The organism is Sphingobacterium sp. B16(2022) (genome assembly GCF_012030425.1).
Classification (GTDB): domain Bacteria; phylum Bacteroidota; class Bacteroidia; order Sphingobacteriales; family Sphingobacteriaceae; genus Sphingobacterium; species Sphingobacterium anhuiense.
Map to the genome: position 1 here is coordinate 2350178 of NZ_JAAUVN010000001.1, position 26303 is coordinate 2376480.

The following is a 26303-nucleotide window of genomic DNA, read 5'->3' on the forward strand; positions in this document are numbered from 1 at the left end:
GGATTTTAGAAAAGATTATTTGCATAAAAAGAATGATAGCATTTATATAAATTGGCATCACAAAGATTCACTAATTGGCATTATTGATACTATAACCTATCATTACGGAGAACGAAGATTGTATGTAAAGAACCTTACAAAAGGTTGCATAGCTAGATATTGTGAACAATAAATAGATGAAGAAAAAAATTGCCATAGCATTATACTTAATTACCATTCTAATTTGCGGATGGATAATTATTAATTATGTCAAATATGTTGACATCTCATCTAACAAAACTGATTGGTATGTAATGGATGCAAAACATAAAGTAAGTGAAAGAACTGACATTAACAATTATGAGAAAGAACTTCTGAAAAATCAAATAGACCAAAATCGCAAAAATGAAAAAAACATTGCAAAACATCGCTTTTCAAACTCAATTAGTTGCTTTTGTTTTGATTGTCATACAACTAGTTTGGTTAGTTTTTATTTTCCTAATCCCAAATAAACAGAAAATATGATAGCAAATTAGCAAAGCAGGTAACAAGGGTTTTGCAATATTGGGGCGAAACTGCAGAGTTCAACGGCAGTTCTTCGGTTCAACTTTTGTACAAAACTGAAGATTGTGCTTCGATTACCCCACCATCGCAAAGCCCCGAAACGTTATGTGCAAGTATTTTCAAGCATAATCCATAGACTAAAAGATGAAAAAATTATTTAGTACAATAAGGAAAAAAGAAATTAACGAAATTTCTAAAATTCTCGACAAAAATCCGGAATTAGTAAATTGTATTGCAAAAGGAATATCTAAACGCGATGATGGAGAAATTCCTTTACAGACTGCAATTAAAACTGAAAACTTTGACATAGCTAAACTACTAATTGAACGTGGAGCTGATGTAAAATTTATGGAAACAGAAATTGAAGATGAAGATTGGAGAAAACCGGTTTTACATTTCGAAATTGAAGCAGTTATTGCCAATTCAAGAGATGAAATTTACATTCCTAAATATAGTCCTCAAAATAATTCTGGCTTTTTAGGATTATTCAAAAAAGACCAATGGACGGTTAAAAGTGAACCTACAAAAAAATATCGAGAGGCATTTGAAATTATGAAATTACTAATAGAAAAAGGTGCTGACATTTATTCATCTAATTCAACTAGTAATTATCAAATAAGTGCTAGCGAATTTATATGTAATCGCATTGCAAATTATCATTTTGACAATAAAAGACCACTGGTTAAAGAAACAATAGATGATTTACATCCGATATTTGAACTATTCAAGATAACGAAAATTACTGACTTTGATTTACCAAGTGTTAGCAAAAGAGGAAATACGGTTTATGAAAGTTACAAAAATTTAATTGACCAAATTTTCGAATAAAATTATGCCTTCACATACAAGGGTTTTGCCGAATCGATAGTCGCAAGCGTATCGCGAATCTGCAAAATAACAAATGACCATTTTATTAAAATTTTAGATGCACTTTATGAATCAGGCGAAAGTTGTAAATTGGTGTTAATTGATTGGAACAGTCTGGAGCTAATAGACCTAATTGACAGAAATAAAATTGAAAGAGTATTTCCTCATCTATACAAAATAATATGACAAGCGATAAACAACTGACACATATAAGCAAGTTTTTAAGTTTGGTACTAAGACACCAACCTAAAACAATTGGTATTCAACTTGACCAAAATGGTTGGACCGACGTTAAAGAATTAATTGAAAAGGCAAACGAAAATGGTATAAGTTTCGACCGAGATACACTTAACTATATTGTTGCGACAAATCCAAAAAAGAGATTTGCTTTTAATGAAACGCTTGACAAAATAAGAGCAAGTCAAGGACATTCAATAGAAATTGAATTAGGCTACGAGAGCCAAAAACCACCTGAAATTCTATATCATGGAACAAGCGAAAAATCAGTACAATCAATAATTGACAAAGGACTTGAAAAGCGGAGCAGACAGCACGTTCATTTGAGTAGCGACATTGAAACAGCAATTAAGGTTGGACGAAGACACGGAAAGCCTGTTGTACTTAAAGTCCTTGCTGAAAAAATGTACACCGACAATTTTCAGTTTTTCATTTCGACAAATGGTGTTTGGCTGACTGACCATGTACCTGCGAGATATTTAAAGTCGAATGACGAATAAAATAATAAAAGTTGGTAACGAGCAATGGGGTATCACATCTTGTCTTTTTTTTGTTTTAATGATTACATCGCAGATGACAATAGTGGGCGGAATGTACATACTTCAAGTTATGTGCTTTGGTGGAAATTTGTATTTGAGTTGAAAGTTTCGGCTCCAAAATCCGCCATTGCGTAAAGCACCGTAACGTTTTGCGTCAGCTTAAAAACAATCCCGTGCAAATAACAACAGTCCTCCTACACGTTTTAATTATAAAGCTAGGGTTTGTAAGCGTTGTAAATTTCATCAACACTTTTGATACACTAACGTCGTTATATTGATGTTGGATTTTAGATATTTCATGAATTTACGGTATATTGATAACTAAAATAAGTCTAATAAAACAAAATATGCATTGCATCAATTTTTGAGTTAGAGGTAATTTTAAGAAACACCATAGAAGGGAAAAAGATAATAAATGGAAGTGAAAAGTTATTATTTATCTAATTTTAGGTCCATAACTATAGGAGTAATTTTTATAATTATGGGCATTGCCACAACATTTATTGGGTTTGATATAAAAAGGTCATTTTGGAATAACTTTCAAAGCATGATTATTGATTTCAGAGGCATAATGCATTTTATTGTCTCGATATTGTTATTGCTTTTCAGAGCTGGCTTCATCTTTTTTGGATATATTACTATAAAATATAGAAGTAAAATCATTAGAGCAAAAACTGATGACAAGGGATTATATTTTAAGGAAATTACAGGAGGTAATAAACTTGAAAGATTATCTTTTGACCTAAATCCATTGACACTTTTACATTATTCAAAGATTACTAATATATATTATGTAGAAGATTTCTGGAAAGGAAACTATTTAGAAATAGAAACAAGTTCAGGACGAAAAATATTGACCGCGCTAAATGTCTTGTCTAAGTCAGACAAAAATGAAATTTATAATACTGTTAAGAAGCAAATAAATAAAAAAAATTGCTAACATCGATTTAACTATAGTGGAGCTCAACTGCTAAATTTCAGCATGAGTAATTCTAGTAATCTTCAGTAATAATTTGAGCGGAATTGCGTACAATTCTCCACAATCGACAAGCTGTAAGACATTGGGCGACATTTCAATAAATAAAATAATAAAAGCTAAAAATAAGGTAAAATGAATTCGTCTTTTATAAAATTATCATTCACTATTTCAATTGTAAGTTTATTAATGTCTTGTAAAACAAGCAAAATATCAACTGATACAAGTAAAACTTTAAATGAGGTTGATATATATGTTGTAGGGTACGAATACAATGATAGCAAGTTTGAATCTTCAATAGAAGAAATTGCAGACGAGGTAGGCATGAAACACGTAGCAAAACTATGGAAAAATGGTAAAGACATTCACTTAGAAAACAGTGAACTATATTCAGATGCTAAATCCGTATTTGTAAACAACAATGATGTTTATATTGTAGGATCAATTATACTTGATAATGAATACGTTGCAACTATTTGGAAAAATGGAAAAATACAAAAATTAACAAACGGTAAAACTGCTGCTCATACCAGTTCTTTGTTTATAGATAAGAACAATATTTATATTCTTGGTGCTCAGTATAATACAAAAAATTATATGATTAAAGTATGGAAGAATGGTGTTTATACTGATATAACAAATGGAGAAAACCCAACAGATGATGCTTCGATTTTTGTATATAAAGGAGATGAATATATATGTGGACACGAACAAACCGGAAATAAAAGTAAACATTACAGAAATAATAGTGTAGCTAAAATCTGGAAAAACGGAAAACCACAAAATCTTAGTAATGGATTAAATGATGCTTATGCGCTCTCGTTATTTGTTGAAAATGGTACCATTTATGTTGTGGGATATGAAATAGAACATGATAAATATATAGCCAAATTATGGAAAAATGGAAAATCTCAAAATTTGTCTGATGGCCTAAATGATTCATATGCAAGATCCATATATATTTGGAACAATGATACATATATAGTTGGTAGTGAAAATATTAATGGAGTTGAAGTGGCGAGATTATGGATAAATGGAAAAGTACAAGCCATTACAGATGGAAAACATCACGCTGTTGCTAATTCAGTTTTTGTAAACAACAATAATATTTACATCGGAGGATATGAAAAAAATGATAACGACAGAGATGTGGCGAAATTATGGATAAACGGGGTTGCTAAAAACCTAACTGATGGTACAAAAAACGGATATGCACAATCTATTTTTGTTGAAATAAAAAAATAAAAAACGATCGATCAACAAGATTTGCCTTTTATACACCTATCGTTTTTTTTCAATACTTCTCATCTTTAAAGAGACCTAACGAGCCCCTTAAATTTGGTCATCTAGGGTCTCGATAAAATGAACTACTTTGTGAATTGTTCTACTATTCCCCTTTGGGTTCATTTAAATAGTTTTTTCGTATTTCCACGACCCACCTTTAGCTCCAAAAAAGCCTCCATCATGAGCAATCAACCGATGTCCTTGATTATAAAAAGGATTGATCAGGAATCCGTAGCCAAAGTTTTGTTGTTTATGGACGTTTTGTAAACGTAAGTTTTAAGAAAGCACATAAACAATGAAATAGCTTAATACCCTATTGCACTACAAATTGGTAAGAATCCATAATTATTGTCAAGAAATTCGTTAAAAAAGAGTAAATAGTTTTTGATAACTTAACGTTGAATTTCTAGGTATTCAATATTAAAAAGAATTGTCATGAAACTTTCGTCAAAAACAGCGCATATTCTAAGTCAGATCAGCACAACAACTAAGCTCGGAGACTTAAGAAAAATTGCGAAGGAGATCAAAAAAGATCACGAATTAGCACTGGAGTTATGGTCTACACCTGATTTTTTAGCAAGGCTATTGGCCATTCTGATTATGGATAATAAGCGCATTTCACAAGACACCGTCAATCAGCTCGATCAGGATATGCTTATGCATCCACCCGAAGAACGGAATCAGCTTATGGATTGGCTTATGGCAAACCAACTGACCAAAGACAAAAAAACGATTGCACTTATTGAATCCTGGCAAAATAGTGTATCACCGCTACAAAGGCGGATATTCTGGTACTACCAAGCCCGTTTAAGATGGACAGGACAAATACCTCCTCCTAATTCACTAGAATTATTAAATGAAATAGAAGCCAAAATTGCCAGAGAAGAGCCAGAAGTACAATGGGCAATGAATTTCCTAGCAGGATGGATTGGCGTTTATGAAAAACAATACCGAGACCGGTGTATTGCAATCGGAGAAAAAACAGGCCTCTATATAGGTGATATGGTATCAAAAGGCTGTACACCAAATTATTTACCAGAATTCATTGCTATAGAAAGCAACAAACGAAATTTATAATCCAGTTAACAATTTCTAATCAACAATAGATCAATTCAATGCGTTATGATAGGATCACTAATAATCTCCTATCGTAACGCTATTGCTATTTTTAGTGCTTACGACTAAAATCAACTATTGAATCCCTCCATATCGCTGCAGATATCGTATACTGGTTACCTCAAAAATAGTTTACCTATAAATCCTACATCAAATATCAATTCAAAAAAATAAACAATTTTAAATCAAGTACTTTGTTATACTATGTATTTTCTTTAGCTTAGCTCCATGGATAATGACTTTGTAAATAAATGGACTTCACAGCTCAAAAAGGGAACCTTATCTTTTGTTGTTTTAAGGATCTTAATGGATAAGCGTGAATATTATGGCTATGATCTAATTAACGAAATAAAAAAAAGGACGGCCATTGAAATCGCGGAGGGCACATTATATCCGTTGATGAACAGACTTAAAGATGAAAAACTTGTTGACTATAAATGGGTAGAACAGAATTCAGGAATTCCCAGAAAATATTACAACATCACAAGTTTAGGTCAGGAAACAGCCGAAGAGATGAAAAAATACTGGATCACATTAAACGACACCATCAATTCAATCTAATATGAAGTTTAAAGAAATAGAATTTGAAAACAGGAATTGTACACGGATATACCGAGATTACCTTAAACGTGTCCGAAATACTGTTAAGGTATTAAATGAACAAAATCAACAGGAAATTTTACTGGAGATAAACAGTCATCTTTTCGAAGGCTTTTCAGATAATCCCAATGGTCGGGACGAAGTGGAACATTTATTAGATATTTTAGAAAAACTCGGACAACCGGAAGAATTTCTAAAACCTCTGGTAGCAAATAAGAAACTGGAGGAAGCAACACGTACTTTCAATCCTCTCGAAATAGTGAAAGCTTTAACATTAAATATTAGCAACGGAATTTCCTATATAATATTTGCAATACTATATCTATTTTTATTTGGATTTCTTTTTTTAATCATTGCTAAACTGATCGACCCGGATCACGTGGGACTCTTTTATCGTGCAAAGGACATCTTTATACTCGGGCAATATAATAATTCAGATGGTGTCAGTTATCTTCAATATGAGCGCTTAGGAAATTGGTTTATCCCTTTAATGGTTGTAGCCTCGATCACATTATATATACTATTAACCTTACTGTTAAAATTGAAAAAAAATATAAACCACAAACCGTTATGATTAAAAAATATCTCTTCTTATTATCCTGTTTTTTTGTTTCGACATTGACAAATGCGCAACAATTTGACACGAACAAACTCGATTTGTATTTCAGCTCCTTGGAGAAAGCTAATAAATTTATGGGAACTGTTGCAGTGTCGAAAAATGAAAAAATTATCTACAGTAGATCCATAGGTTATTCCAATTATGAAAATAATACCAGATCTAATGCTAATACCAAATATAGAATCGGTTCAATCTCTAAAACGTTTACTGCAGTACTGATCATGAAAGCAGTTGAGGAAAAAAAACTGGACCTCGCTCAACATATTGATAAATTCTTTCCTTCCTTAACAAACGCATCTGCCATAACAATTGGTCATTTGCTTAGCCATAGAAGTGGTGTCCATGACTTTACGGATGATGAAAATTACATCAACTGGTGCTATACTCCCAAAAGCGAAAAGGAAATGATGGCATTTATTGAAAAGGGAGGTTCGGACTTTCAACCTGATACAAAATCGGAATATAGCAATTCAAACTATGTACTATTAACTTATATTCTTGAGAAAATTTACAAAACGTCCTATGCAACACTTTTGAAAAAATGTATTACTGATCCATTCTCGCTTAAAAATACTTATTTTGGAGGTTCAATTAATACTTCAAATAATGAGGCAAAATCATATACCTTTGAAGATAACTGGAAAGTTGCCAAAGAAACCGACACATCAATTCCTTTAGGAGCTGGAGGAATCGTTTCTAATCCGCTTGATCTGATAAAATTTAGCGACGCCCTTTTTTCAGGAAAGATATTAAAAGCCGAGAGTCTGGCATTAATGGAAAACATCCAAGATGGACATGGTCTGGGACTTTTTAAACAACCTTTTTACGACAAGCAAGGATTTGGTCATCGTGGCGGAATAGATAAGTTCACCGCAGTATTTTCTTACTTTCCGAGCGATCACATATCTTTTGCACTGACTTCAAACGGTTCCAATTATAACAATAATGAAGTAGCTGTGACTGTTTTGAATGCCATATTCGGTAAACCTTTTGAAATTCCCGAATTTTCAACATATCAAATAAATGCTGAGGAACTGGCAAAGTATAACGGAGTTTATGCATCCGCTCAAATACCCATAAAAATAACAATAACCAATGATGGCAAAAATTTAACTGCGCAAGCTGACGGACAAGCATCCATGCAACTTGAATGTACTGCGGAAAATATATTCAAATTTGATAAGGCTGGAATTGTACTCGAATTTAAACCTGCAGAGAACGTAATGATTCTTAAACAAGGTGGTGGACAATACATCTTTAATAAAGAAAAATAAGTTTCTATCCAGAGGACATCCTGAATAATAAAAACCCGACAATAGGTCGGGTTTTTCAGTTATTACAAATTGATCAATCTATCAACCTCTTCTGCCGTTTCAATAACATCAAAAGACGTCGTTCCGTGCGTTGACGAAACAATACAAAATATAGTAGTCAAGGTCCTTCCCTGATATTCATTTTGAACAAAATGAACAATGTTTTCGGCTATAAAAAAGATGGGTCTTTCTACTACTTCATCACCTTTTTTAACCCTTTGAGTTAGTTTAATTGATTTAGCCATATGAAGATATATTTTTTAACTAAATATACAAAAATCAAATTCTTATTCCAATTCATAATTCCCGCCTATTCTCTTGGAAAAAATTGACACGAAAGCTTTATTACTAGCTATGGTATTGTCCTACTAAACAACAGCTAAATTTCAAAATAGAAAATCCTACTATCATAACAGATGATCATAGATTTGCGGTAAACATCCACACTATATAGGCCCGTATTTATATTTCCGGTTCAATTTAGTTTATTCCTAGTCGTAAATGCCTATTTTTGCAGATCATGAACGAAGATCCTATTATCATCATTGGTGCTGGTCCAGCTGGACTGATGGCTGCGCAACAACTGGCAACAAGAGGTTATCAGGTACACATCTATGAAAAAAATAAAGCTGCGGCCAGAAAATTCTTAGTCGCTGGTCATGGCGGATTTAACCTAACGCATAGTGAGCAAATAGAAAACTTCGTTACTCAATATGATGCCGCGGAAATCCAAAAGATCGTACGCCATTTTGATAATAATGCTACTGTGGAATGGCTTTCATCAATCGGAATTCTGACATATGTTGGCAGTTCTGGAAAAATATTTCCCGAAAAACATATAAAACCCATCCAAGTTTTACAAGCATGGCTAGATCATCTTAACCAACTGGGAGTCCTCATTAACTATGAGTACAGTTTCGTGGATTTTGATGTAAATTCTGTCACATTGCTGCACAACAAAGAAGTTGTGCGCAAAAGTTATCGTCAGCTCATCTTGGCACTAGGTGGTGGTTCATGGAAAAAAACAGGATCAGATGCTTCATGGATTCCGATTCTGACAAATAAAAAGATAAACATTACCCCTTTACAAGCTGCCAATTCGGGATATAATACGACCAATGACCTGAGCGATCTAGAGGGACAGGTATTAAAAAACATTCAGGTTGCATTTAACGGCACGAGTAAATTAGGAGAAATTGTATTTACAACCTATGGAATAGAAGGGAGTCCGCTCTATTATATGAACCGCTACAGCAGACCATACGAATTCCCGATCACACTTCATATTGATCTCAAGCCCAATGTGTCATTAGATGCAATTTTAAAGCAGATGCAATCTGGCGGAAATATAAGTTCACTATTAAAAAACAAACTTAAACTTTCATCCACTGCAGTTGCGCTATTAAAGAAATTGGATAAACAAACATTCACAGATCCAATAGCACTAGGACAGCATATTAAAAACTACCCTATCCAAGTATCAGGATTAAGACCCTTAGATGAGGTGATCTCTACGGCTGGAGGTATACCCTTTAATGAACTGAATAAAGACCTTTCATTACATAAATTTCCTTTGGTATACTGTGCCGGCGAAATGGTAGACTGGGAAGCACCAACAGGCGGATATCTGCTACAAGCTTGTTTTAGTACAGGTGTTTGGGTTGCTACATCGATCAGTAAAAATCACCCTTTAACAATTTAAGGGTTTTGATTATCGCAAGGAGGACGAACTTATGCTCCAAGTCCCTTCTATGAATAGGCTTCTAACTTGAAGCACATAAAAAATGCTTAATTACAGCTATAACACAAACTGTAATTAAGCATCTAATGCTAGCAATTGGACGCTTAATGAATCATGATAATGGCCCATTTGGTCGCAATAAAACTACGTTTACTTTTTAACAATTTTATTGATCAATTTTTGATAAGCATCGGCTATTTTTTTCATTCCGATATCATTTGGATGAGCAGAATCTACGGTTGAATTAATATCTAAACCAATTTCCCTATTTGTTAATAGATAGAGATTTTTATCTCCAGATTGCTTAATACGATTTACAAATTGGTTAGCGACAGCACTGCTCTTTTTATATTCTTCGTTAATATCTAAATTGAAGATGGCGTTATTAAATCCTGAGCTATGCTCGGTAACAATAATCGGTGTCTTCGGATGTTTTTTTCGAATTTCGGTAACTGCATTAGACAGTAAAGAATCCAGTTGCTGTGCAGTTCTATCTTTCGTTAAAGCTAGATTTGGAATACAGTCCAATATAAAAACAGCAGCATCCACTTGGTTTATATGATCGATAATAGGTTGTTCTAAACGACCATTACCCGAAAAGGCAACATTGATGACTGGGTTTTTAATAGCTCTACCTAGCATATTACTCCAGGCTAATCCAGGTCTAGTAGCACATGCGCCTTGAGCGATTGAAGTTCCGTAAACAACAACTGGCTTACCTTCTTGAACAACAAATTTAAAACTCTTATCAGACCCTACTCCTATTTCCAACCATTCCACTGTATTGTATAAAGGCAGGTATAAGCGATAAGTAAAATTTGAATTTTTGCCTAATGCTTTGTAATTATAGGTTACCGTATCAGCAAAATTATAGTTACCAAATGCCCAGTTCCAATTACCCCTATCATCTTGCGCATATAAATCGACACCACTAACACCAATCGTAGGCATATGTGGCATATTTAAAGATCCGCTTACTTTATAGCGTACTTTAATGGCTTCCGCATCGGTCTGAAAGTCAACATACAAACCGGCACTATTGGTACCTAAGCTCCATACAGGAGATCGCACCTGACTTTTCAGGCTCTCGGGCAAACGGTAATAATTCGATAATTCTTCCGTATGAATACGTCCTTGAATCACCTTATTTTTAAGCGGATCATTCCAGTTGATCGATTGTTGAGCAAATGAACTAAAAGCAACAAATAGACTGGCAAAAGATAAAACTAAGTTTAATTTCATAATTTAGATTGAAAACCAAATCTACCAATTATCAGGATAAATAGAAATAATTCTTTTGTATCATTCGAATTACTTTAGTTGCCATAAAGAATTCATCGAGGCAACAAGAAATAAGTGCATAAAAAAAAGTCATCGTTTAGAACGATGACTTTTCTTTATGATAAAAGCTCTTTAATTAAAGAATAGCTTGTCTTACACGAACTAACTTTTCCATTAAGTCTTCTAAGTAATCTAAATGTAGCATATTAGCGCCATCAGATTTTGCTTGTGCTGGATTTGGATGAGTCTCAATAAATAAACCATCAGCTCCAACTGCTATTGCAGCTTTTGCGATCGTTTCTATCAATTCAGGTTTACCACCCGTTACGCCAGAAGTTTGATTTGGCTGTTGCAAAGAGTGTGTACAGTCCATAATAGTCGGTACACCAAAACCTCTCATCTCTGGAATTCCTCTGAAATCAACAATTAAATCCTGGTAACCAAATGTATTACCGCGATCTGTTAATAACACGTTCTTATTGCCCGAGTCAATAACTTTATCAACAGCAAACTTCATCGAAGCTGCATTTAAAAATTGTCCTTTTTTAATGTTTACTACCTTTCCAGTCTGCGCTGCTGCAACAAGCAATTCTGTTTGGCGGCATAAAAAAGCTGGAATCTGTAGAACATCAACATATGCTGCAGCTAAAGCTGCTTCATGACTTTCATGAATATCTGTTACAGTGGGTACACCAAATGTTTTACCAACCTTCTCTAAAATACGCAAAGCTTTCTCATCACCTATTCCTGTAAAAGAATCAACACGCGAACGATTTGCTTTACGGTAAGATCCTTTAAATATATAAGGAATATTTAAGCGGTCTGTAATGGTTACGATTTTCTCTGCGATTCTTAAAGCGATTTCTTCTCCCTCTATCGCACATGGTCCTGCCATTAAAAAGAAATTCGTCGAATCTCCATTTTTAATTTGAGGTAGTACTGTATTTATCATTTAATATATGCGTTTCTAATTCCCTAATTCAGACATGAACTTTATTCGCATCAGTTGAATATCTTCATACGAATAATCATCTCCACCTAAATCTTTTAAAGCTTCATCAATAGAATCCGAATCTGCTTGCTTAAAATAATCGTAGACTTCATCTTGACGATCTTGATCGATCATCTCATCAACGAAATATCCGATATTAAGTTTGGTACCAGCATTTACAATTGTTTCAACTTCTTTCAACAATTCTTCATAGCTAATTCCTTTTGCGGCTGCGATATCATCTAAACCAATTTTACGGTCTATATTTTGAATAATCGCGACCTTAAGCGCTGATTTATTTGCTGTACCTTTTATAACTAAATCTACCGGACGATCAATATCATTTTCTTCGACATACGCCTTGATCAATTCTACAAACTGAGCGCCAAATTTAACCGCTTTGCCGTTACCGACACCCTGTATCTGTTTCAGTTCGTCCAATGAGACGGGATAATGCGTACACATTTCATCCAATGATGGATCTTGAAAAATAACAAACGGAGGAAGTGACTTTGATTTCGCAATCTTTTTACGAAGATCTTTCAGCATTTTCAATAGCTCCGTATCTAAAGCGCCTGTTGAATGTCCAGCATCTTCAGATGATGAATCATCTGAAAAATCCAAAGGACGGTTCATCACAAATTTCAGTGCATACGGATTTTCCAGGTAATGACGACCAATGTCCGTCATCTTTAATAAGCCATAATGATCAATATCCTTTGCTAGAAAGTTATTGAGCACCGCTTGACGAACCAATGATTCCCAATACACTACTCCTTTATCTTTACCTTTTCCGAACAAAGGATGCTCATCATGTTTATAAGCAGAAACAGGTTGATTATTCTGACCCACCATGACATTGATCACGTGTAGATCGTCAAAGTTTTCACCTTGTGCTTTAATAAAAGAAAGAACTTCAAATAACGATTGTTCTGCTTCAAAATAAGTTTTTTGAGCACGACAATTATCACACATATTACTACATCCGGTTTCGTCAAAATTCTCACCAAAATAATGTAGAATTTGTTTACGACGACAGACTGCAGATTCTGAATAATCAATAACTTCTTTTAAAATTTGTGTTCCGATTTCCCTTTCAGCAACGGGCTTATCCTTCATGAATTTCGTTAATTTCTCAACGTCTTTCTCCGAATAAAAAGCTAAACATAGACCTTCTCCACCATCACGTCCAGCACGACCAGTTTCTTGGTAATAACCTTCCATAGATTTTGGAATGTCATGGTGAATCACAAAACGTACATCGGGCTTATCAATACCCATACCGAATGCTATCGTTGCTACGATAACTTCGACATCTTCCATCAAAAACTTATCCTGTGTATCGGCGCGTGTTTTCGCATCCAATCCAGCATGATAAGGAAGTGCTTTGATTCCATTGATATTAAGAACTTCACTAATTTCTTCAACCTTCTTACGGCTCAAGCAATAGATGATACCTGTTTTACCAGACTGTCCTTTTATAAAACGAACAATTTCTTTAACGACATTTTTCTTCGGCCTTACTTCGTAGAATAAGTTACCTCTGTTAAATGAAGATTTAAAGAGCATAGCATCATTCATTTGAAGATTCTTACGAATATCTGACTGCACCTTAGGTGTAGCTGTAGCTGTCAATGCAATAATGGGTATTTTTTCACCTATACCATTGATAACCTGACGAATCTTGCGGTATTCCGGACGGAAGTCATGTCCCCATTCGGAGATACAATGGGCTTCATCGACAGCAACAAAAGATACCGTAATCTGCTTCAGAAACTCGACATTCTCCAATTTCGAAAGCGATTCTGGTGCTACATAAAGTAATTTTGTTTTCCCTGCTGTAACATCCTGTTTGACACGCATGATATCACCTTTGTTCAATGAAGAATTTAAAAAGTGAGCAATACTATCCTCTCCGCCAAATGCGCGAAGCTGATCAACTTGGTTTTTCATCAAGGCAATTAACGGTGAAATGACAATCGCTGTCCCCTCACTCATCAATGCCGGTAACTGGTAACAGATAGATTTACCACCCCCAGTAGGCATTATGACAAATGTGTCCTTTCTCTGTAGTACATTTGTTATGATTGCTTCTTGATCCCCCTTAAAAGTATCAAAACCAAAAAAATCTTGTAAATTGTCGAAAAGTGATTTTTCTATTTCCATCGAGCCTCGGGCAAAAATAAGATAGATAAATGACCAAAAAATCTGTAAAATAACCTATTTTTGTATTCATTCTTTAATATAAAAGTAGATATTTTTTTTGTGAAAAGCAACATCGATATAAAAAATATAGCTATCCAAGCTATACAAGAAGAAGCTAAAGCGGTAGCTGATTTATCACAACGGATTGACGACGACTTTGTTAACGTGGTTAAACATATAATTAACTTACAAGGCCGTGTTATTGTCACTGGGATAGGAAAAAGTGCTATTATCGCACAAAAGATTGTTGCGACAATGAATTCGACTGGAACACCCTCCATTTTCATGCACGCAGCCGATGCCATTCATGGTGATTTAGGGATCATTCAAAACCAAGATTTAATCATCGCAATTTCAAAAAGTGGTACAACTCCTGAAATCAAAGTCCTGGTGCCTTTCTTGAAGCAGACCGGAAATACATTGGTCGCTCTGGTAGGAAATATCAATTCTTATCTGGCTGAACAAGCGGATTTCGTACTGGACACCACTGTTGAAAAAGAAGCATGCCCTAACAATCTTGCTCCTACCTCAAGTACCACTGCTCAGCTAGCAATGGGCGATGCACTGGCGGTATGTCTACAGGAATGTCGCGATTTTTCAGATCAGGATTTTGCAAAATACCATCCAGGAGGTGCGCTAGGTAAAAAATTATACCTAAAAGTAGCGGATCTCTCCGATCAAAATGAAAAACCAAAAATCCCAAGTAATGCCACTATCAGAGAAATTATACTGACCATCACACAAAACAGATTAGGTGCTGTTGCAGTATTGCAAGATGAAAAGATTGTCGGCATCATTACCGATGGGGATATTCGCCGTATGATTGAAAATCATGAAGATCTTACAGGATTAACTGCGAGCGATATTATGGGGACACATCCTAAAACGATCGACAAAACAGAGCTTGCTGTAAATGCGCTGCATATGATGCGTCAGAATAACGTGTCTCAATTAATTGTTTTACAAGGAAATATGTATGATGGCATCATACATATTCAAGATTTATTAAAAGAAGGAATAATCTAGTCATACATAATGTAATATTATTGTTATCGCGTTCTTTTCTAAGGCAATTACGTATTAAAATTTCTATTTTGGTACGTTGTTTGACATTATCAAAGAGCATAGTTAACAAATTAAGAAGAAGAAGATATGAAAAAGTTTTTAGCCGTATTAACTGTTATTATTGCATTTGTAGGATTTACTGCAATGCAAACAAGTCAGAGCGAATTTAAATTTGAAAAAGAAACACATGATTTTGGAAAGATCGCACAAGGAACTCCAGTATCATACAGTTTCAAATTTTCGAATGCAGGAAGTGAGCCTATCATTATTTCTGATGTTAAGCCTTCATGTGGATGTTCAGTAGCAGAATTTACAAAAACACCAATCAAACCAGGTGACACAGGAACAATTAAAGTTACTTTCAACGCTGCTTCAAAAGCACCTTTTACAAAAAGCTTTACAGTAACATCGAACACAAAAACACCTGTAAAAACTTTATACATCAAAGGAATTGTAGAATAATTACTTTGCGTACATAATTAAAGAAAAGCCACTTCAAGTAAAGTGGCTTTTTTAGTTTTAATTCAGTAGATTTGTTTCGCTAATTTATATAAAATAATGCCATCAATATCAGAAAAAGGGTATAACATGCCCGCATCCCCAATTAGAAAACTAACACCTTTCGCTGATCAAGCAAAAAAAGAAGGGAAAAAAATCTATCACTTAAATATCGGACAGCCGGACATTGAAACGCCAGAAGTAATGCTCAATGCATTAAAAAACATTGATTTCAAAGTTTGGGCCTATACGGCATCTGAAGGAACAGCATCTTACCGCAATAAACTGACGACATACTACAATAAATTAAACTACAATATCCAACCTACTGATATTTTAGTGACAAACGGTGGCTCTGAAGCGATTATGATTGCGATGCAGGCTTGTCTTAACCCGGGTGAAGAAGTAATCATTCCTGAGCCTTTCTATGCCAATTACAACGGCTTCGCATGCTCATCAGACATTGTGGTAAAACCGATCATGTCTTATATCGACAATGGATTCGCTTTACCTTCTATTGCGGAGTTTGAAAAAGTAATCACTGAAAAAACAAAAGCGATTGCGATCTGTAATCCGAACAACCCTACAGGTTATTTGTATTCTAGAGAAGAACTAGAAGCATTGCGTGAGCTTTGTTTAAAATATGATTTATACTTATTCTCTGATGAAGCCTACCGCGAATTCTGTTATGATGGGCGTGAATTCATTTCACCTATGCATCTGGAGGGATTGGAACAACATGTTGTTGTTTTTGATACCGTTTCAAAACGTTACTCAGCATGTGGTGCCAGAATAGGTTGCTTAATCACAAAGAATAAAGAACTGTACCAAGTCGCTCTAAAGTTTGCACAAGCGCGTTTAAGCCCTTCTTTGGAAGGACAAATTGCAGGTGAAGCAGCTGTAGATACACCAGATAGTTATTTTGAGGCAGTGTCTGAAGAGTATACTGCACGTCGTGATACTTTAGTCAACGGCTTAAATAAAATTGAAGGTGCATTTTCACCTAATCCAGGTGGCGCATTTTACGTTGTAGCAAAACTACCGATCGATAACGCAGATAAATTCTGTCAATGGATGCTAGAAGAGTTTGCATACGAAAATGAAACGGTTATGATGGCTCCTGCAACAGGCTTCTACAGCACTCCAGGTGCCGGAATCAACGAAGTTCGACTAGCATACGTTCTTAATCAGAACGATCTAAAAAAAGCATTGATCTGCTTAGAAAAAGGACTGGAAGTTTACCCAGGCCGTACACACTAATCAGTGAGTATAGACGATAAAAAAGGGTTGCTCAAATGAGCAACCCTTTTTTATTTAAAACATTTTGACCACTTTATACGTTATATATAGTAATTGATCACTAAATTTTATATAATATGGATAAATTGAAGAAATTTGAATTGATGGAAAAAATTGCGAGAGAATTAGAAGATGTTAGGAAAAGTCAGCAAGCCGTATTAGAAAAAATTGGGAAAATCGAGGTGGATAATATCGAACTTGGAGACCAAAATCTAGAAAAGATTCTACCGGATATTTTTCAACGTACAGCAGACAATTCAGATGCAATCCGTCAACTATTAGATTCTTTCCAAGAAAAAACAGAAGAATTTGGAGAGAAAAACAATGTTGCGAAACTAAAAGAACAACAACAAATCAATAGCATTAAATAAAAAAGAAGAGCTTCCTATTTGGAAGCTCTTCTTTTTGTATATTCATCAATGACAAATGTCAATTGATCTTCTTGACTCATATAAGAATTATCCAGTACAATCGCATCTTCCGCTTTACGCAATGGACTTTCTTCCCTCGTACTATCAATATGATCACGATGTGCCAGATTCTTAACAATTTCATCGATCGTCACCTGCTCTCCCTTATTGGTCAATTCTAAATAACGTCGGTTAGCACGTACTTGCGGATCCGCTGTCATAAAAATTTTCATATCTGCATCCGGAAATACAGTTGTGCCTATATCGCGACCATCCATCACGATATTGCGTCTCCGCCCTAATTTCTGCTGTTGCTTTACCATGGCTTGACGCACAGCTTTTATTGTACTCACTTCACTCACCATATCCGAAATATACATCTGACGGATCTCATCCGATATATCTTCATCATTAAGATGAATCTCAGTTTTATCATCATTAGGAATGAAATCGATATGAATATTTTCCAACGCCTCAGCTATTGCTTTATCATCTTTCATATCTATTCCCTCTCTGAGAAAATAAAGTGTCACAGCGCGGTACATTGCACCACTGTCAATGAAAACAAATTTTAATTTTTTGGCCAGTGCTTTTGCCACTGTACTTTTACCACATGATGAAAAACCATCAATAGCGATAATAAAGTTATGTCTTGTTGTCATAAAACTAATTCATCCCCCCAATAATCACCCCAAGCTTATTCACTAAAGGAACCAGTATTAAATTCCCTTCTATAATGCTTTCAGGTAGGAAGATGTATTTTTTATCGTAAATAATATTATCAATATAAAAGCTTAACCAATATTCATTGGTTAAACCGAATACCTGTTCATCAATAGCTTCGATTTTTTCGAAAGAATGTGGAGCAACATTACCGATAAAATGACGTAATGTGCTTGTGATCACATTTGCACCATCCTTTTCGCCATAACCTTTTGAAGTAACCAAGACATTTTGAATTTCTTGATTCTTTTCATTAATTAAATAAACATTCCAAACTTTTGACTCCGGGCTTTCACTCTCCAATACAACAGCAATCGTAATATTTTGAACAATGTTTTCAGGTAAATCCTTTTTCATTTCAATTATTTATCTTTAGTCGCTTTCACAGTAGCCTTTGTAGTTGTCTTTTTAACCGCAGTCGCTTTCTTCGCTGCAGGAGCTTTTTTAGCAGGAGCTTTCTTTGCAGTAGTCGCTTTTTTAGCAGTTACTTTTCCTTTGCTTTTAGGAGCATCAGCTTCCGCCCATTTCAAGACATCTTCATACGTGATCTGCTCTACTTCTGTTCCTTTTGGAATTTTCAAATTCTGTTTTCCAAAACGGATAAACGGTCCCCAACGGCCTTGTTCAATTTGAGCTTCAGGATTTTCGTCAAAAACACGAATTACCTTTTCAATATCTTTTTGTCTCTTGTCTTTGATAATCTGGATACACTCTTCCTCTGTCACATCAAGTGGATCAACATTCTTTGGTAAAGAATAAAAAGAAGAATCATGACGGATATAAGGTCCAAAACGGCCAATGGCAACAGTCATTTCCTTTTCTTCAAAGATACCAACCTTCTTTGGAAGCTTAAACAATTCCATAGCATCCTCAAAAGTAATCGTTTCGATCATCTGTCCTTTTCTCAAAGATGCAAAACGAGGTTTCTCTTCATCATCTTGTGCACCAATCTGCACCAAAGGACCAAACTTACCAATACGGACAGAGACAGGTTTACCCGATACAGGATCGACACCCAATTCACGTTCGTTGTTAGCACGTTCAGCATTTTCTAACGTATTCTGTACTTCTGAATGAAAAGGTCCGTAGAATTCACGCAACATATCTGTCCATTCGGTCAAACCATGTGCAATTTCATCAAATTCCTTTTCTACTTTTGCCGTGAAATTAAAATCTACAATGCCTTTAAAGTGTTCAACTAAGAAATCATTAACAACAATACCGATATCTGTTGGAAACATTTTTCCTTTTTCAGCGCCAGTAATTTCAGTCTTAGTAACGGCAGAGATTTCCGTATTTTCTAAAGTCAATACACGATAATCACGTGAACGTCCTTCTCTTTCTTCTTTCACTACATAACCGCGATTTTGAATCGTAGAAATTGTCGGTGCATAAGTAGATGGTCTACCAATACCCAATTCTTCCAACTTCTTCACCAAAGCAGCCTCTGTATAACGAGCAGGAGGTCTTGTAAAACGCTCTGTCGCGTTCATGCTTTTCAATACGACCGATTGTCCTGTTACCAAAGGTGGCAACAAGGGGTTATCGCTATCATCATCATTCGTTACCTCTTGATCATCATCTGTAGATTCAAAATAAACTTTCAAGAATCCATCAAACTTCATGACCTCACCTGAAGCAGATAAATCCTCCTTACGTGTAGAAATAGAAATTTTAGCTAATGTTTTCTCGAACTCTGCCTCACTCATTTGAGAAGCAATAGCACGTTTCCAAATTAAATCGTATAAACGTTTTTCTGCTGCATCACCTTCAATGCTATGTTCAGAAAAATAAGTTGGACGAATGGCTTCGTGAGCCTCTTGAGCTCCAGAAGTTTTTGTTTTATATTTTCTTAACTTATGATAACGATCACCATAAGCAGAACGAATTTCTTTCTCAGCAGCTTCTGTTGCTGTATCACTTAAATTAACAGAATCGGTACGCATATAGGTAATGCGACCAGCTTCATATAAGCGTTGAGCAACCTGCATAGTACGCGCAACAGAAAATCCTAGCTTACGACTAGCCTCCTGCTGTAGCGTTGAGGTAGTGAACGGAGCCGCTGGAGCTCTTTTCGCAGGTTTTGTTTCCAAACTCTTAACAGCAAATTCCGCTGTCTTACAATCCTCTAAAAACTGCTTTGCTTCAGCCTCTGTTGCAAAACGCTGTGGCAACTCAGCTTTAAAACTATCTTTAACTTTTCCAGTATGGAAAAATGCCACAATACGAAATGATGCTTCCGCATTAAATTTTATAACCTCGCGCTCGCGGTCTACAATTAAACGCACTGCTACCGATTGAACACGTCCTGCGGACAACGATGGTTTTACTTTCTTCCATAACACAGGTGAAAGCTCAAATCCTACCAAACGATCCAGTACACGACGAGCCTGCTGTGCATTTACTAAATTATAATCTATTTTACGTGGATTCTCAATGGCCTTTAAAATTGCAGGTTTGGTGATCTCATGAAATACAATACGCTTAGTACTCTCATCTTTTAAACCTAAAGTCTCAAATAAATGCCACGATATAGCCTCCCCCTCGCGATCCTCATCGGATGCTAGCCAAACTGTTTCTGCGGCCTTAGCTAATTTCTTTAACTCACTGACAACAGCCTTCTTATCACTCGGCACTTCATATTTTTGTTGAAAATCTTTATCTGTATCAATAGCATCATCGGTCTTCACCAAATCACGAATATGTCCGTAACTGGACTTTACCAAAAAGTCCTTCCCTAAATACCCTTCTATTGTTTTCGCTTTCGCCGGAGACTCTACTATGAGTAAATTTTTAGCCATTTAAATTTGAGATTTGTGCAAATAAAGGCATTTCTTTAACGAATGACAATATTTTTAGTCTTTTTTTACATTATTTAAGGAAAAAAAAATAAATAACCATTTGTTTTATTCCAAAACAAGAGCTCATATTTTTTTATAAAATTCTGTTTTTTACCCGTAGAAATTTAACAAACAAGCTTTAACAATACCAAAGACGTACGTACCTCTTTAAATTACATCTATATTGGATCAAATCGTACATCAAATGTATGACCTATCAATTATTGACAACAACCATATAGCTAATAAATGGTTAAGGTATCGTTATAGCTGATAAAAAGATTACCTTGGTTTACCTAACGACAAGAAAACAAACTCCAATCGGTTGGTGACTTTGTAAAAAAACAATTTGGAGAACAAAATACTAATTAAAAAATAAATAAAACAAACTTTCAAGCTATTTCGTTTATAATGTAAGGCTCTTCTTTATAAAAGATATACCTGAAAAAGTGAACATTTGATAAACAAAATATCCAAAATCATATCACTGTATGAGCAATTTCAAAAGAAAGACGAATCTAGAAAACGTAAACAAAACTTCAAAATGGGACATTGTTATCATTGGAGGCGGGGCAACTGGGCTTGGTATCGCTGTCGATGCGGCTTCTCGAGGATTTAAAACATTATTACTCGAAAAATATGATTTTGCAAAAGCAACCTCAAGTAGGAGTACGAAATTAGTCCATGGTGGTGTGCGGTATCTCGCAAATGGAGATATTAAACTTGTCTATTCCGCATTACATGAAAGAGGATTAATTTTCCAAAATGCACCACACTTAGCTAAAATTCAAAGCTTTATTATTCCATGCTATACATTTTTCAGTAAGTGGAAATATCTAATTGGATTGAAAATCTATGATTGGATGGCCGGTGCATACCGGATCGGAACTTCCAGATTTTTATCCAGCAGTCAGGTTGTTTCAAAACTGCATGCTGTCAAACAGGATAATCTAAAAGGGGGTATAATCTACTATGACGGCCAGTTTGATGACTCCCGATTTGCAATCAATCTAGCACAGACAGCAAATTCTCTTGATGCAACAATCTTAAACTATTGTGATGTAAATGCCATTCATAAAGATACAAATGGTCAAGTTTGTGGTGTTTCTTTTACAGATTTAGAGTCAAACCAGAATTTTGAAGTTAAAGCAAAAACAGTCATTAATGCGACCGGAATCTTTGTTGATGATATATTAAAACTGGAATCACCTGTCCATAAGAATTTAGTAAGACCTTCTCAGGGAACACATATTGTCATTGACAAGAAATTTTTAGGGGAAGAAGATGCCCTTATGATTCCGGAAACTAATGACGGACGTGTGCTATTTGGTGTGCCATGGCACGACCACATCCTATTAGGAACGACAGATACGCCCTTAGATATTCACACTATTGAACCAAGACCTTTAGAAGAAGAAGTAGATTTTATTTTGGAAACGGCTAAAAACTACCTCAATCCTGCTCCTACCCGAGCAGATATACTCAGTGTATTTGCAGGTTTACGACCACTGGCTGCACCAGATGAAAGTAATCCAGCTTCAACAAAAGAAATCTCCCGGGACCATAAACTGATCAGCAGTAAATCAGGATTGATTACCATTACAGGAGGGAAATGGACGACATATCGTAAAATGGCAGAAGATACCGTTAACAAAGCCATTCAGATCGGAAAGTTAAATACAGCTCCTTGTATTACAAAAACCTTAAAAATACATGGTTATCTTCAAGAAAAACAGCAGGGACACTGGCAGATATACGGTTCAGATGCAAAGTTAATACAAGAGTTAGCACAAAAGGATCCAAATTTGTCCCAAAAGATTCACCCAAAATTTGATTATATCGCAGCAGAAGTAGTATGGGCAGTAAGAAATGAAATGGCAAGATGCCTGGAAGATGTTTTAGCAAGAAGGATACGCATGCTGTTTTTAGATGCAAAAGCAGCCATGGAGGCAGCTCCCCTAGTTGTTCAGATTATGTCCAAAGAACTTGAGCAATCGAAAACATGGGAAGAAGAACAGCTTGCACAATTCCTTATACTTTGTAAAAACTATACTTACAATTCCTAATCCATTAACAACGCACTTATGAGTACTAAAGAATACATTTTGGCATTAGACCAGGGCACAACGAGCTCAAGAGCAATTATCTTTTCGAAGTCAGGAAAAATAGAAGCGATAGCACAAAAAGAATTCAAGCAGATTTATCCAAAATCTGGTTGGGTTGAGCATGATCCTAAAGAGATTTGGTCCAGTCAACTTTCAGTTTTTACAGAAGTTATGGCCAAGATGAAGATTACCCCAAAACATATCAAAGCCATCGGAATTACAAATCAGCGTGAAACCACTATTATTTGGGATAGAAAAACCGGGGAACCCATCTATAATGCTATTGTATGGCAAGATCGAAGAACAGCAGACTATTGTAAGCAGATCGAAAATCAAGGTCATGGCAATACCATTCAGAAAAAAACAGGTCTTCGTATCGATGCCTACTTCTCCGCATCTAAGATCAACTGGATATTAGACCATGTAAAAGGTGCTAGAGAAAGAGCAAATGTGGGCGAGCTCGCTTTTGGAACCATAGACAGTTGGATTATTTGGAACCTAACGGATGGAGCTGTCCATGTAACCGATGTGTCCAATGCATCAAGAACAATGTTGTACAATATCGAAACTTTAACATGGGATAATGAATTGCTGACCATATTTAACGTACCTGCAAGTATCCTTCCTAAAGTTGCCTCCTCGTCAGAGGTATATGGACATACTTCGGGGCAGATCCTTTCCAGTAGTGTACCTATCGCAGGGATTGCGGGCGATCAGCAAGCGGCACTATTTGGACAAATGTGCACCCAAAAAGGAATGGCAAAAAATACCTATGGAACAGGTTGCTTCTTATTAATGAACATTGGCTCAAAACCAATTTTTTCGAATAACAATTTAGTCACTACGATTGCTTGGAGAATTGGAGGAAAGGTAACATACGCTCTGGAAGGAAGTGTATTCATTGGAGGAGCTGTTGTGCAGTGGTTACGAGATGAATTAGGTATCATCAAAACTTCTGCAGAAATAGAAAAATTGGCTGAAAGTGTAGCGGATAGCGATGGTGTCTATATGGTTCCGGCTTTTTCAGGTTTAGGAGCACCACATTGGAATCCTTATGCACGTGGTACGATATTAGGGCTTTCTCGAGGCACCAATGTCGCTCATATTGCCAGAGCTGCGCTAGAGGGAATCGCATTTCAAATAACAGATATTCTGACAGCCATGCAGTCTGATTCAAATATTGAAATCAAAGAACTTCGTGTTGATGGTGGCGCAAGTGCGAATAATTTCCTGATGCAAACCCAGGCTAACTTTCTCAATACAATCACCATACGTCCTGAGGTAACAGAAACGACAGCACTTGGAGCAGCATATTTAGCCGGTCTAGCGGTTGGATTTTGGCCCAGTGTGGAAGAAATAGCAAAACAATGGCAAATAAACAGAACATTTACACCAATACCAGATCCATCAATTGAACAATCATTGCGAGAATGGAAGCGCGCTGTAGAGACAACCAAGTTTTGGGCTAACTACGATCTCAACGCTTAACAACAGTTATTATGAATGTACTAATCGCAGAATTTATTGGGACAGCCGTGCTCATTTTATTAGGAGGAGGAGTTGTCGCAAATGTTGTATTAAAAGATACTAAAGGGAACAATTCAGGTTGGATGGTAATCAGTACAGCTTGGGCTTTAGCGGTATTTGCCGGAGTAACGATTGCAGGACCCTATAGCGGGGCGCATCTTAATCCTGCTGTTACGCTTGCTAATTTAATATTGAACAAAATGACCTTAAGTTTAGGACTTCAATACATCACAATGCAAATTTTAGGGGCTATGTTTGGTTCATTTGTCGTTTGGTTGATGTACAAAGATCATTTCACCCAAACCGAAGATGCAGGAGCCAAAGAGGCCGTGTTTTGTACAAGACCTGCTATCTTTAATCCTAAAATTAATATCATCAGTGAAATTGTAGGTACTTTTGTCTTAATTTTTTGCATCCTACATTTCACTGAACCAACTATCCAACAAGGACAAACTTTGGGCTTAGGTACTATAGGAGCAATACCTGTAAGTTTTATTGTTTGGGTAATCGGATTATCTTTAGGCGGTACAACCGGGTACGCCATCAACCCTGCCCGAGATTTAGGCCCTCGAATTACACACGCTTTATTACCGATAAAGAATAAAAAAACATTTAATCTAGCATATGCCTGGGTGCCTATAGTCGGTCCACTTATAGGCAGCACTCTTGCCACATTGATCTATTTATGTATAAATTAAGACGATTAAAATTTGTCCAATTGCAAGAATAAAAATCCAATATTCTATAATAAATATCATAATAAGCATTAAGAATAACCTAATCCAGCTAAATAAACTGGATTAGGTTATTTTTTATCAAGTATAATGAAAGGGAAACCTATTGCTCGTAAATCATGTGATCTCAAATAGACTATCATATGCTACATACAAAACTGAATAGCTAAGTGATAACGAAGAAATAAAAAGGCAGTGCACAAACCCAGCGTTCACGAGAACATAATAGTCCCTAGTATATAAGAAGTATCAAATAGCATTATATGAGTATTAAAAATTAGAGATCGGAAGATATAGTGACAGTATGCTTGTCCGATAGGAAGAGGATATAGAAGCTGAATAGGTTAAATGATGAGCATGAAGGGCCTGCAGAAGGCACCGGAAGAACAGGAATAGCTATGCTCTCAGCATAAAAAAGGTATAAACACAAAAAAGCCTCTGCTGTATAGCAAAGGCTTCTGTATAAAAAAGGCACCGACCTACTCTCCCACCTGTTACGGCAATACCATCGGCTCTGGCGGGCTTGACTTCTCTGTTCGGAATGGGAAGAGGTAGACACCGCCGATATAGGCACCTAAAATGTTTTTATGTGATATATGCTCTATAAAAAGCATTATCTATAGACAATTGAAAGAAAAACTAAAAGAGGAAGACAACAGTGTCTGCGTTGCTTGAGAAAGCTTCGGGTGATTAGTATTGCTCAGCTATGGTATTTCTACCTTTACACCTGCAACCTATCAACGTAGTAGTCTACTACGGCCCTATAAGGAAGTCTCATCTCGTGGCTAGT

24 protein-coding genes and 2 rRNA genes are annotated in these 26303 nt (G+C 35.8%); 17 read left to right on the forward strand and 9 right to left on the reverse strand.

Going from position 1 to position 26303, the window contains the following annotated elements:
* Positions 1-176 precede the first annotated feature (176 nt).
* From HCX49_RS10255 to HCX49_RS10295, 9 genes are all read left to right on the forward strand, one after another.
* The gene (locus HCX49_RS10255; protein ID WP_168126982.1) at positions 177-491 is read left to right on the forward strand and encodes a hypothetical protein; all 315 of its coding nucleotides are present in this window, start codon (positions 177-179) and stop codon (positions 489-491) included.
* A 196-nt stretch (positions 492-687) separates the two neighbouring features.
* Positions 688-1371: an ankyrin repeat domain-containing protein gene (locus tag HCX49_RS10260; protein WP_168126983.1), complete on the forward strand. Its 684-nt coding sequence runs from the start codon at positions 688-690 to the stop codon at positions 1369-1371.
* A gap of 221 nt (positions 1372-1592) precedes the next feature.
* A complete protein-coding gene (locus HCX49_RS10265) occupies positions 1593-2147 on the forward strand; it encodes an RNA 2'-phosphotransferase (RefSeq protein ID WP_168126984.1) in 555 nt (184 codons plus the stop codon).
* A gap of 454 nt (positions 2148-2601) precedes the next feature.
* Positions 2602-3126: a hypothetical protein gene (locus HCX49_RS10270; RefSeq protein ID WP_168126985.1), complete on the forward strand. Its 525-nt coding sequence runs from the start codon at positions 2602-2604 to the stop codon at positions 3124-3126.
* A 225-nt stretch (positions 3127-3351) separates the two neighbouring features.
* Positions 3352-4407 (forward strand): hypothetical protein, encoded by a 1056-nt coding sequence (locus HCX49_RS10275; protein ID WP_206368359.1) that lies wholly within the window; start codon positions 3352-3354, stop codon positions 4405-4407.
* Between the two features lie 474 nt (positions 4408-4881).
* A complete protein-coding gene (locus HCX49_RS10280) occupies positions 4882-5523 on the forward strand; it encodes a DNA alkylation repair protein (RefSeq protein ID WP_168126987.1) in 642 nt (213 codons plus the stop codon).
* A gap of 267 nt (positions 5524-5790) precedes the next feature.
* Positions 5791-6123 (forward strand): PadR family transcriptional regulator, encoded by a 333-nt coding sequence (locus tag HCX49_RS10285; RefSeq protein ID WP_021187958.1) that lies wholly within the window; start codon positions 5791-5793, stop codon positions 6121-6123.
* A 1-nt stretch (position 6124) separates the two neighbouring features.
* Entirely contained in the window at positions 6125-6736 is a 612-nt protein-coding gene (locus tag HCX49_RS10290; RefSeq protein ID WP_132842237.1) for an HAAS signaling domain-containing protein, read from the forward strand.
* Positions 6733-8055 carry a serine hydrolase domain-containing protein gene (locus HCX49_RS10295; protein WP_168126988.1) on the forward strand — a complete coding sequence of 441 codons (1323 nt, stop codon included), beginning with the start codon at positions 6733-6735 and terminating at the stop codon, positions 8053-8055. The genes HCX49_RS10290 and HCX49_RS10295 overlap by 4 nt, the downstream gene beginning before the upstream one ends.
* 62 nt (positions 8056-8117) lie before the next feature.
* Here the strand turns inward: HCX49_RS10295 and HCX49_RS10300 are convergent, their stop codons facing one another.
* Positions 8118-8339 carry a hypothetical protein gene (locus HCX49_RS10300; RefSeq protein WP_132773120.1) on the reverse strand — a complete coding sequence of 74 codons (222 nt, stop codon included), beginning with the start codon at positions 8337-8339 and terminating at the stop codon, positions 8118-8120.
* 275 nt (positions 8340-8614) lie between these two features.
* Between HCX49_RS10300 and HCX49_RS10305 the strand changes: the two genes are divergently transcribed.
* Positions 8615-9796 carry an NAD(P)/FAD-dependent oxidoreductase gene (locus HCX49_RS10305; protein WP_168126989.1) on the forward strand — a complete coding sequence of 394 codons (1182 nt, stop codon included), beginning with the start codon at positions 8615-8617 and terminating at the stop codon, positions 9794-9796.
* A gap of 189 nt (positions 9797-9985) precedes the next feature.
* On the opposite strand, the gene HCX49_RS10310 is transcribed toward HCX49_RS10305, so the two are convergent.
* The 3 genes from HCX49_RS10310 to recQ form a co-directional block, all read right to left on the reverse strand.
* Positions 9986-11077, reverse strand: coding sequence for an SGNH/GDSL hydrolase family protein (locus HCX49_RS10310; RefSeq protein ID WP_168126990.1), 1092 nt, complete (start codon positions 11075-11077; stop codon positions 9986-9988).
* A gap of 175 nt (positions 11078-11252) precedes the next feature.
* Positions 11253-12068 (reverse strand): 3-deoxy-8-phosphooctulonate synthase, encoded by an 816-nt coding sequence (gene kdsA / locus HCX49_RS10315; RefSeq protein WP_132773126.1) that lies wholly within the window; start codon positions 12066-12068, stop codon positions 11253-11255.
* Positions 12069-12083: 15 nt separating this feature from the next.
* Complete coding sequence (gene recQ / locus HCX49_RS10320; RefSeq protein ID WP_168126991.1) at positions 12084-14273, reverse strand: DNA helicase RecQ; 2190 nt, start codon at positions 14271-14273, stop codon at positions 12084-12086.
* 99 nt (positions 14274-14372) lie between these two features.
* On the opposite strand from recQ, the gene HCX49_RS10325 reads away from it, so the two are divergent.
* From HCX49_RS10325 to HCX49_RS10340, 4 genes are all read left to right on the forward strand, one after another.
* Positions 14373-15338 (forward strand): SIS domain-containing protein, encoded by a 966-nt coding sequence (locus HCX49_RS10325; protein ID WP_168126992.1) that lies wholly within the window; start codon positions 14373-14375, stop codon positions 15336-15338.
* 126 nt (positions 15339-15464) lie between these two features.
* A complete protein-coding gene (locus HCX49_RS10330; protein WP_021191797.1) occupies positions 15465-15839 on the forward strand; it encodes a DUF1573 domain-containing protein in 375 nt (124 codons plus the stop codon).
* Positions 15840-15935: 96 nt separating this feature from the next.
* Positions 15936-17135, forward strand: a complete 1200-nt coding sequence (locus HCX49_RS10335) for a pyridoxal phosphate-dependent aminotransferase (protein ID WP_168126993.1) — start codon at positions 15936-15938, stop codon at positions 17133-17135.
* Between the two features lie 116 nt (positions 17136-17251).
* Positions 17252-17545 carry a hypothetical protein gene (locus tag HCX49_RS10340; protein WP_021191795.1) on the forward strand — a complete coding sequence of 98 codons (294 nt, stop codon included), beginning with the start codon at positions 17252-17254 and terminating at the stop codon, positions 17543-17545.
* Between the two features lie 14 nt (positions 17546-17559).
* Here HCX49_RS10340 and cmk read toward each other — a convergent pair whose 3' ends face one another.
* From cmk to topA, 3 genes are read right to left on the reverse strand one after another with little or no spacing between them, the layout of a single operon-like run.
* A complete protein-coding gene (gene cmk, locus HCX49_RS10345; protein ID WP_132842228.1) occupies positions 17560-18246 on the reverse strand; it encodes a (d)CMP kinase in 687 nt (228 codons plus the stop codon).
* 4 nt (positions 18247-18250) lie between these two features.
* Entirely contained in the window at positions 18251-18664 is a 414-nt protein-coding gene (locus HCX49_RS10350; RefSeq protein ID WP_021191794.1) for a hypothetical protein, read from the reverse strand.
* Between the two features lie 5 nt (positions 18665-18669).
* Positions 18670-21108, reverse strand: a complete 2439-nt coding sequence (topA, locus tag HCX49_RS10355; protein WP_168126994.1) for a type I DNA topoisomerase — start codon at positions 21106-21108, stop codon at positions 18670-18672.
* 530 nt (positions 21109-21638) lie between these two features.
* Between topA and HCX49_RS10360 the strand changes: the two genes are divergently transcribed.
* Genes HCX49_RS10360 through HCX49_RS10370 form a run of 3 tightly spaced genes read left to right on the forward strand, consistent with a single transcriptional unit; the run spans position 21639 to position 25477 of the window.
* A complete protein-coding gene (locus tag HCX49_RS10360) occupies positions 21639-23213 on the forward strand; it encodes a glycerol-3-phosphate dehydrogenase/oxidase (protein ID WP_168126995.1) in 1575 nt (524 codons plus the stop codon).
* An 18-nt stretch (positions 23214-23231) separates the two neighbouring features.
* Positions 23232-24740 carry a glycerol kinase GlpK gene (gene glpK, locus HCX49_RS10365; protein ID WP_168126996.1) on the forward strand — a complete coding sequence of 503 codons (1509 nt, stop codon included), beginning with the start codon at positions 23232-23234 and terminating at the stop codon, positions 24738-24740.
* An 11-nt stretch (positions 24741-24751) separates the two neighbouring features.
* On the forward strand, positions 24752-25477 hold the full coding sequence (locus HCX49_RS10370; RefSeq protein WP_132773140.1) for an MIP/aquaporin family protein: 726 nt from the start codon (positions 24752-24754) through the stop codon (positions 25475-25477).
* Positions 25478-25979: 502 nt separating this feature from the next.
* On the opposite strand, the gene rrf is transcribed toward HCX49_RS10370, so the two are convergent.
* Together rrf and HCX49_RS10380 are read right to left on the reverse strand one after the other, a co-directional pair.
* Positions 25980-26091 (reverse strand): 5S ribosomal RNA (rrf, locus tag HCX49_RS10375).
* A 92-nt stretch (positions 26092-26183) separates the two neighbouring features.
* Positions 26184-26303, reverse strand: a 23S ribosomal RNA gene (locus HCX49_RS10380); the annotation flags it as partial.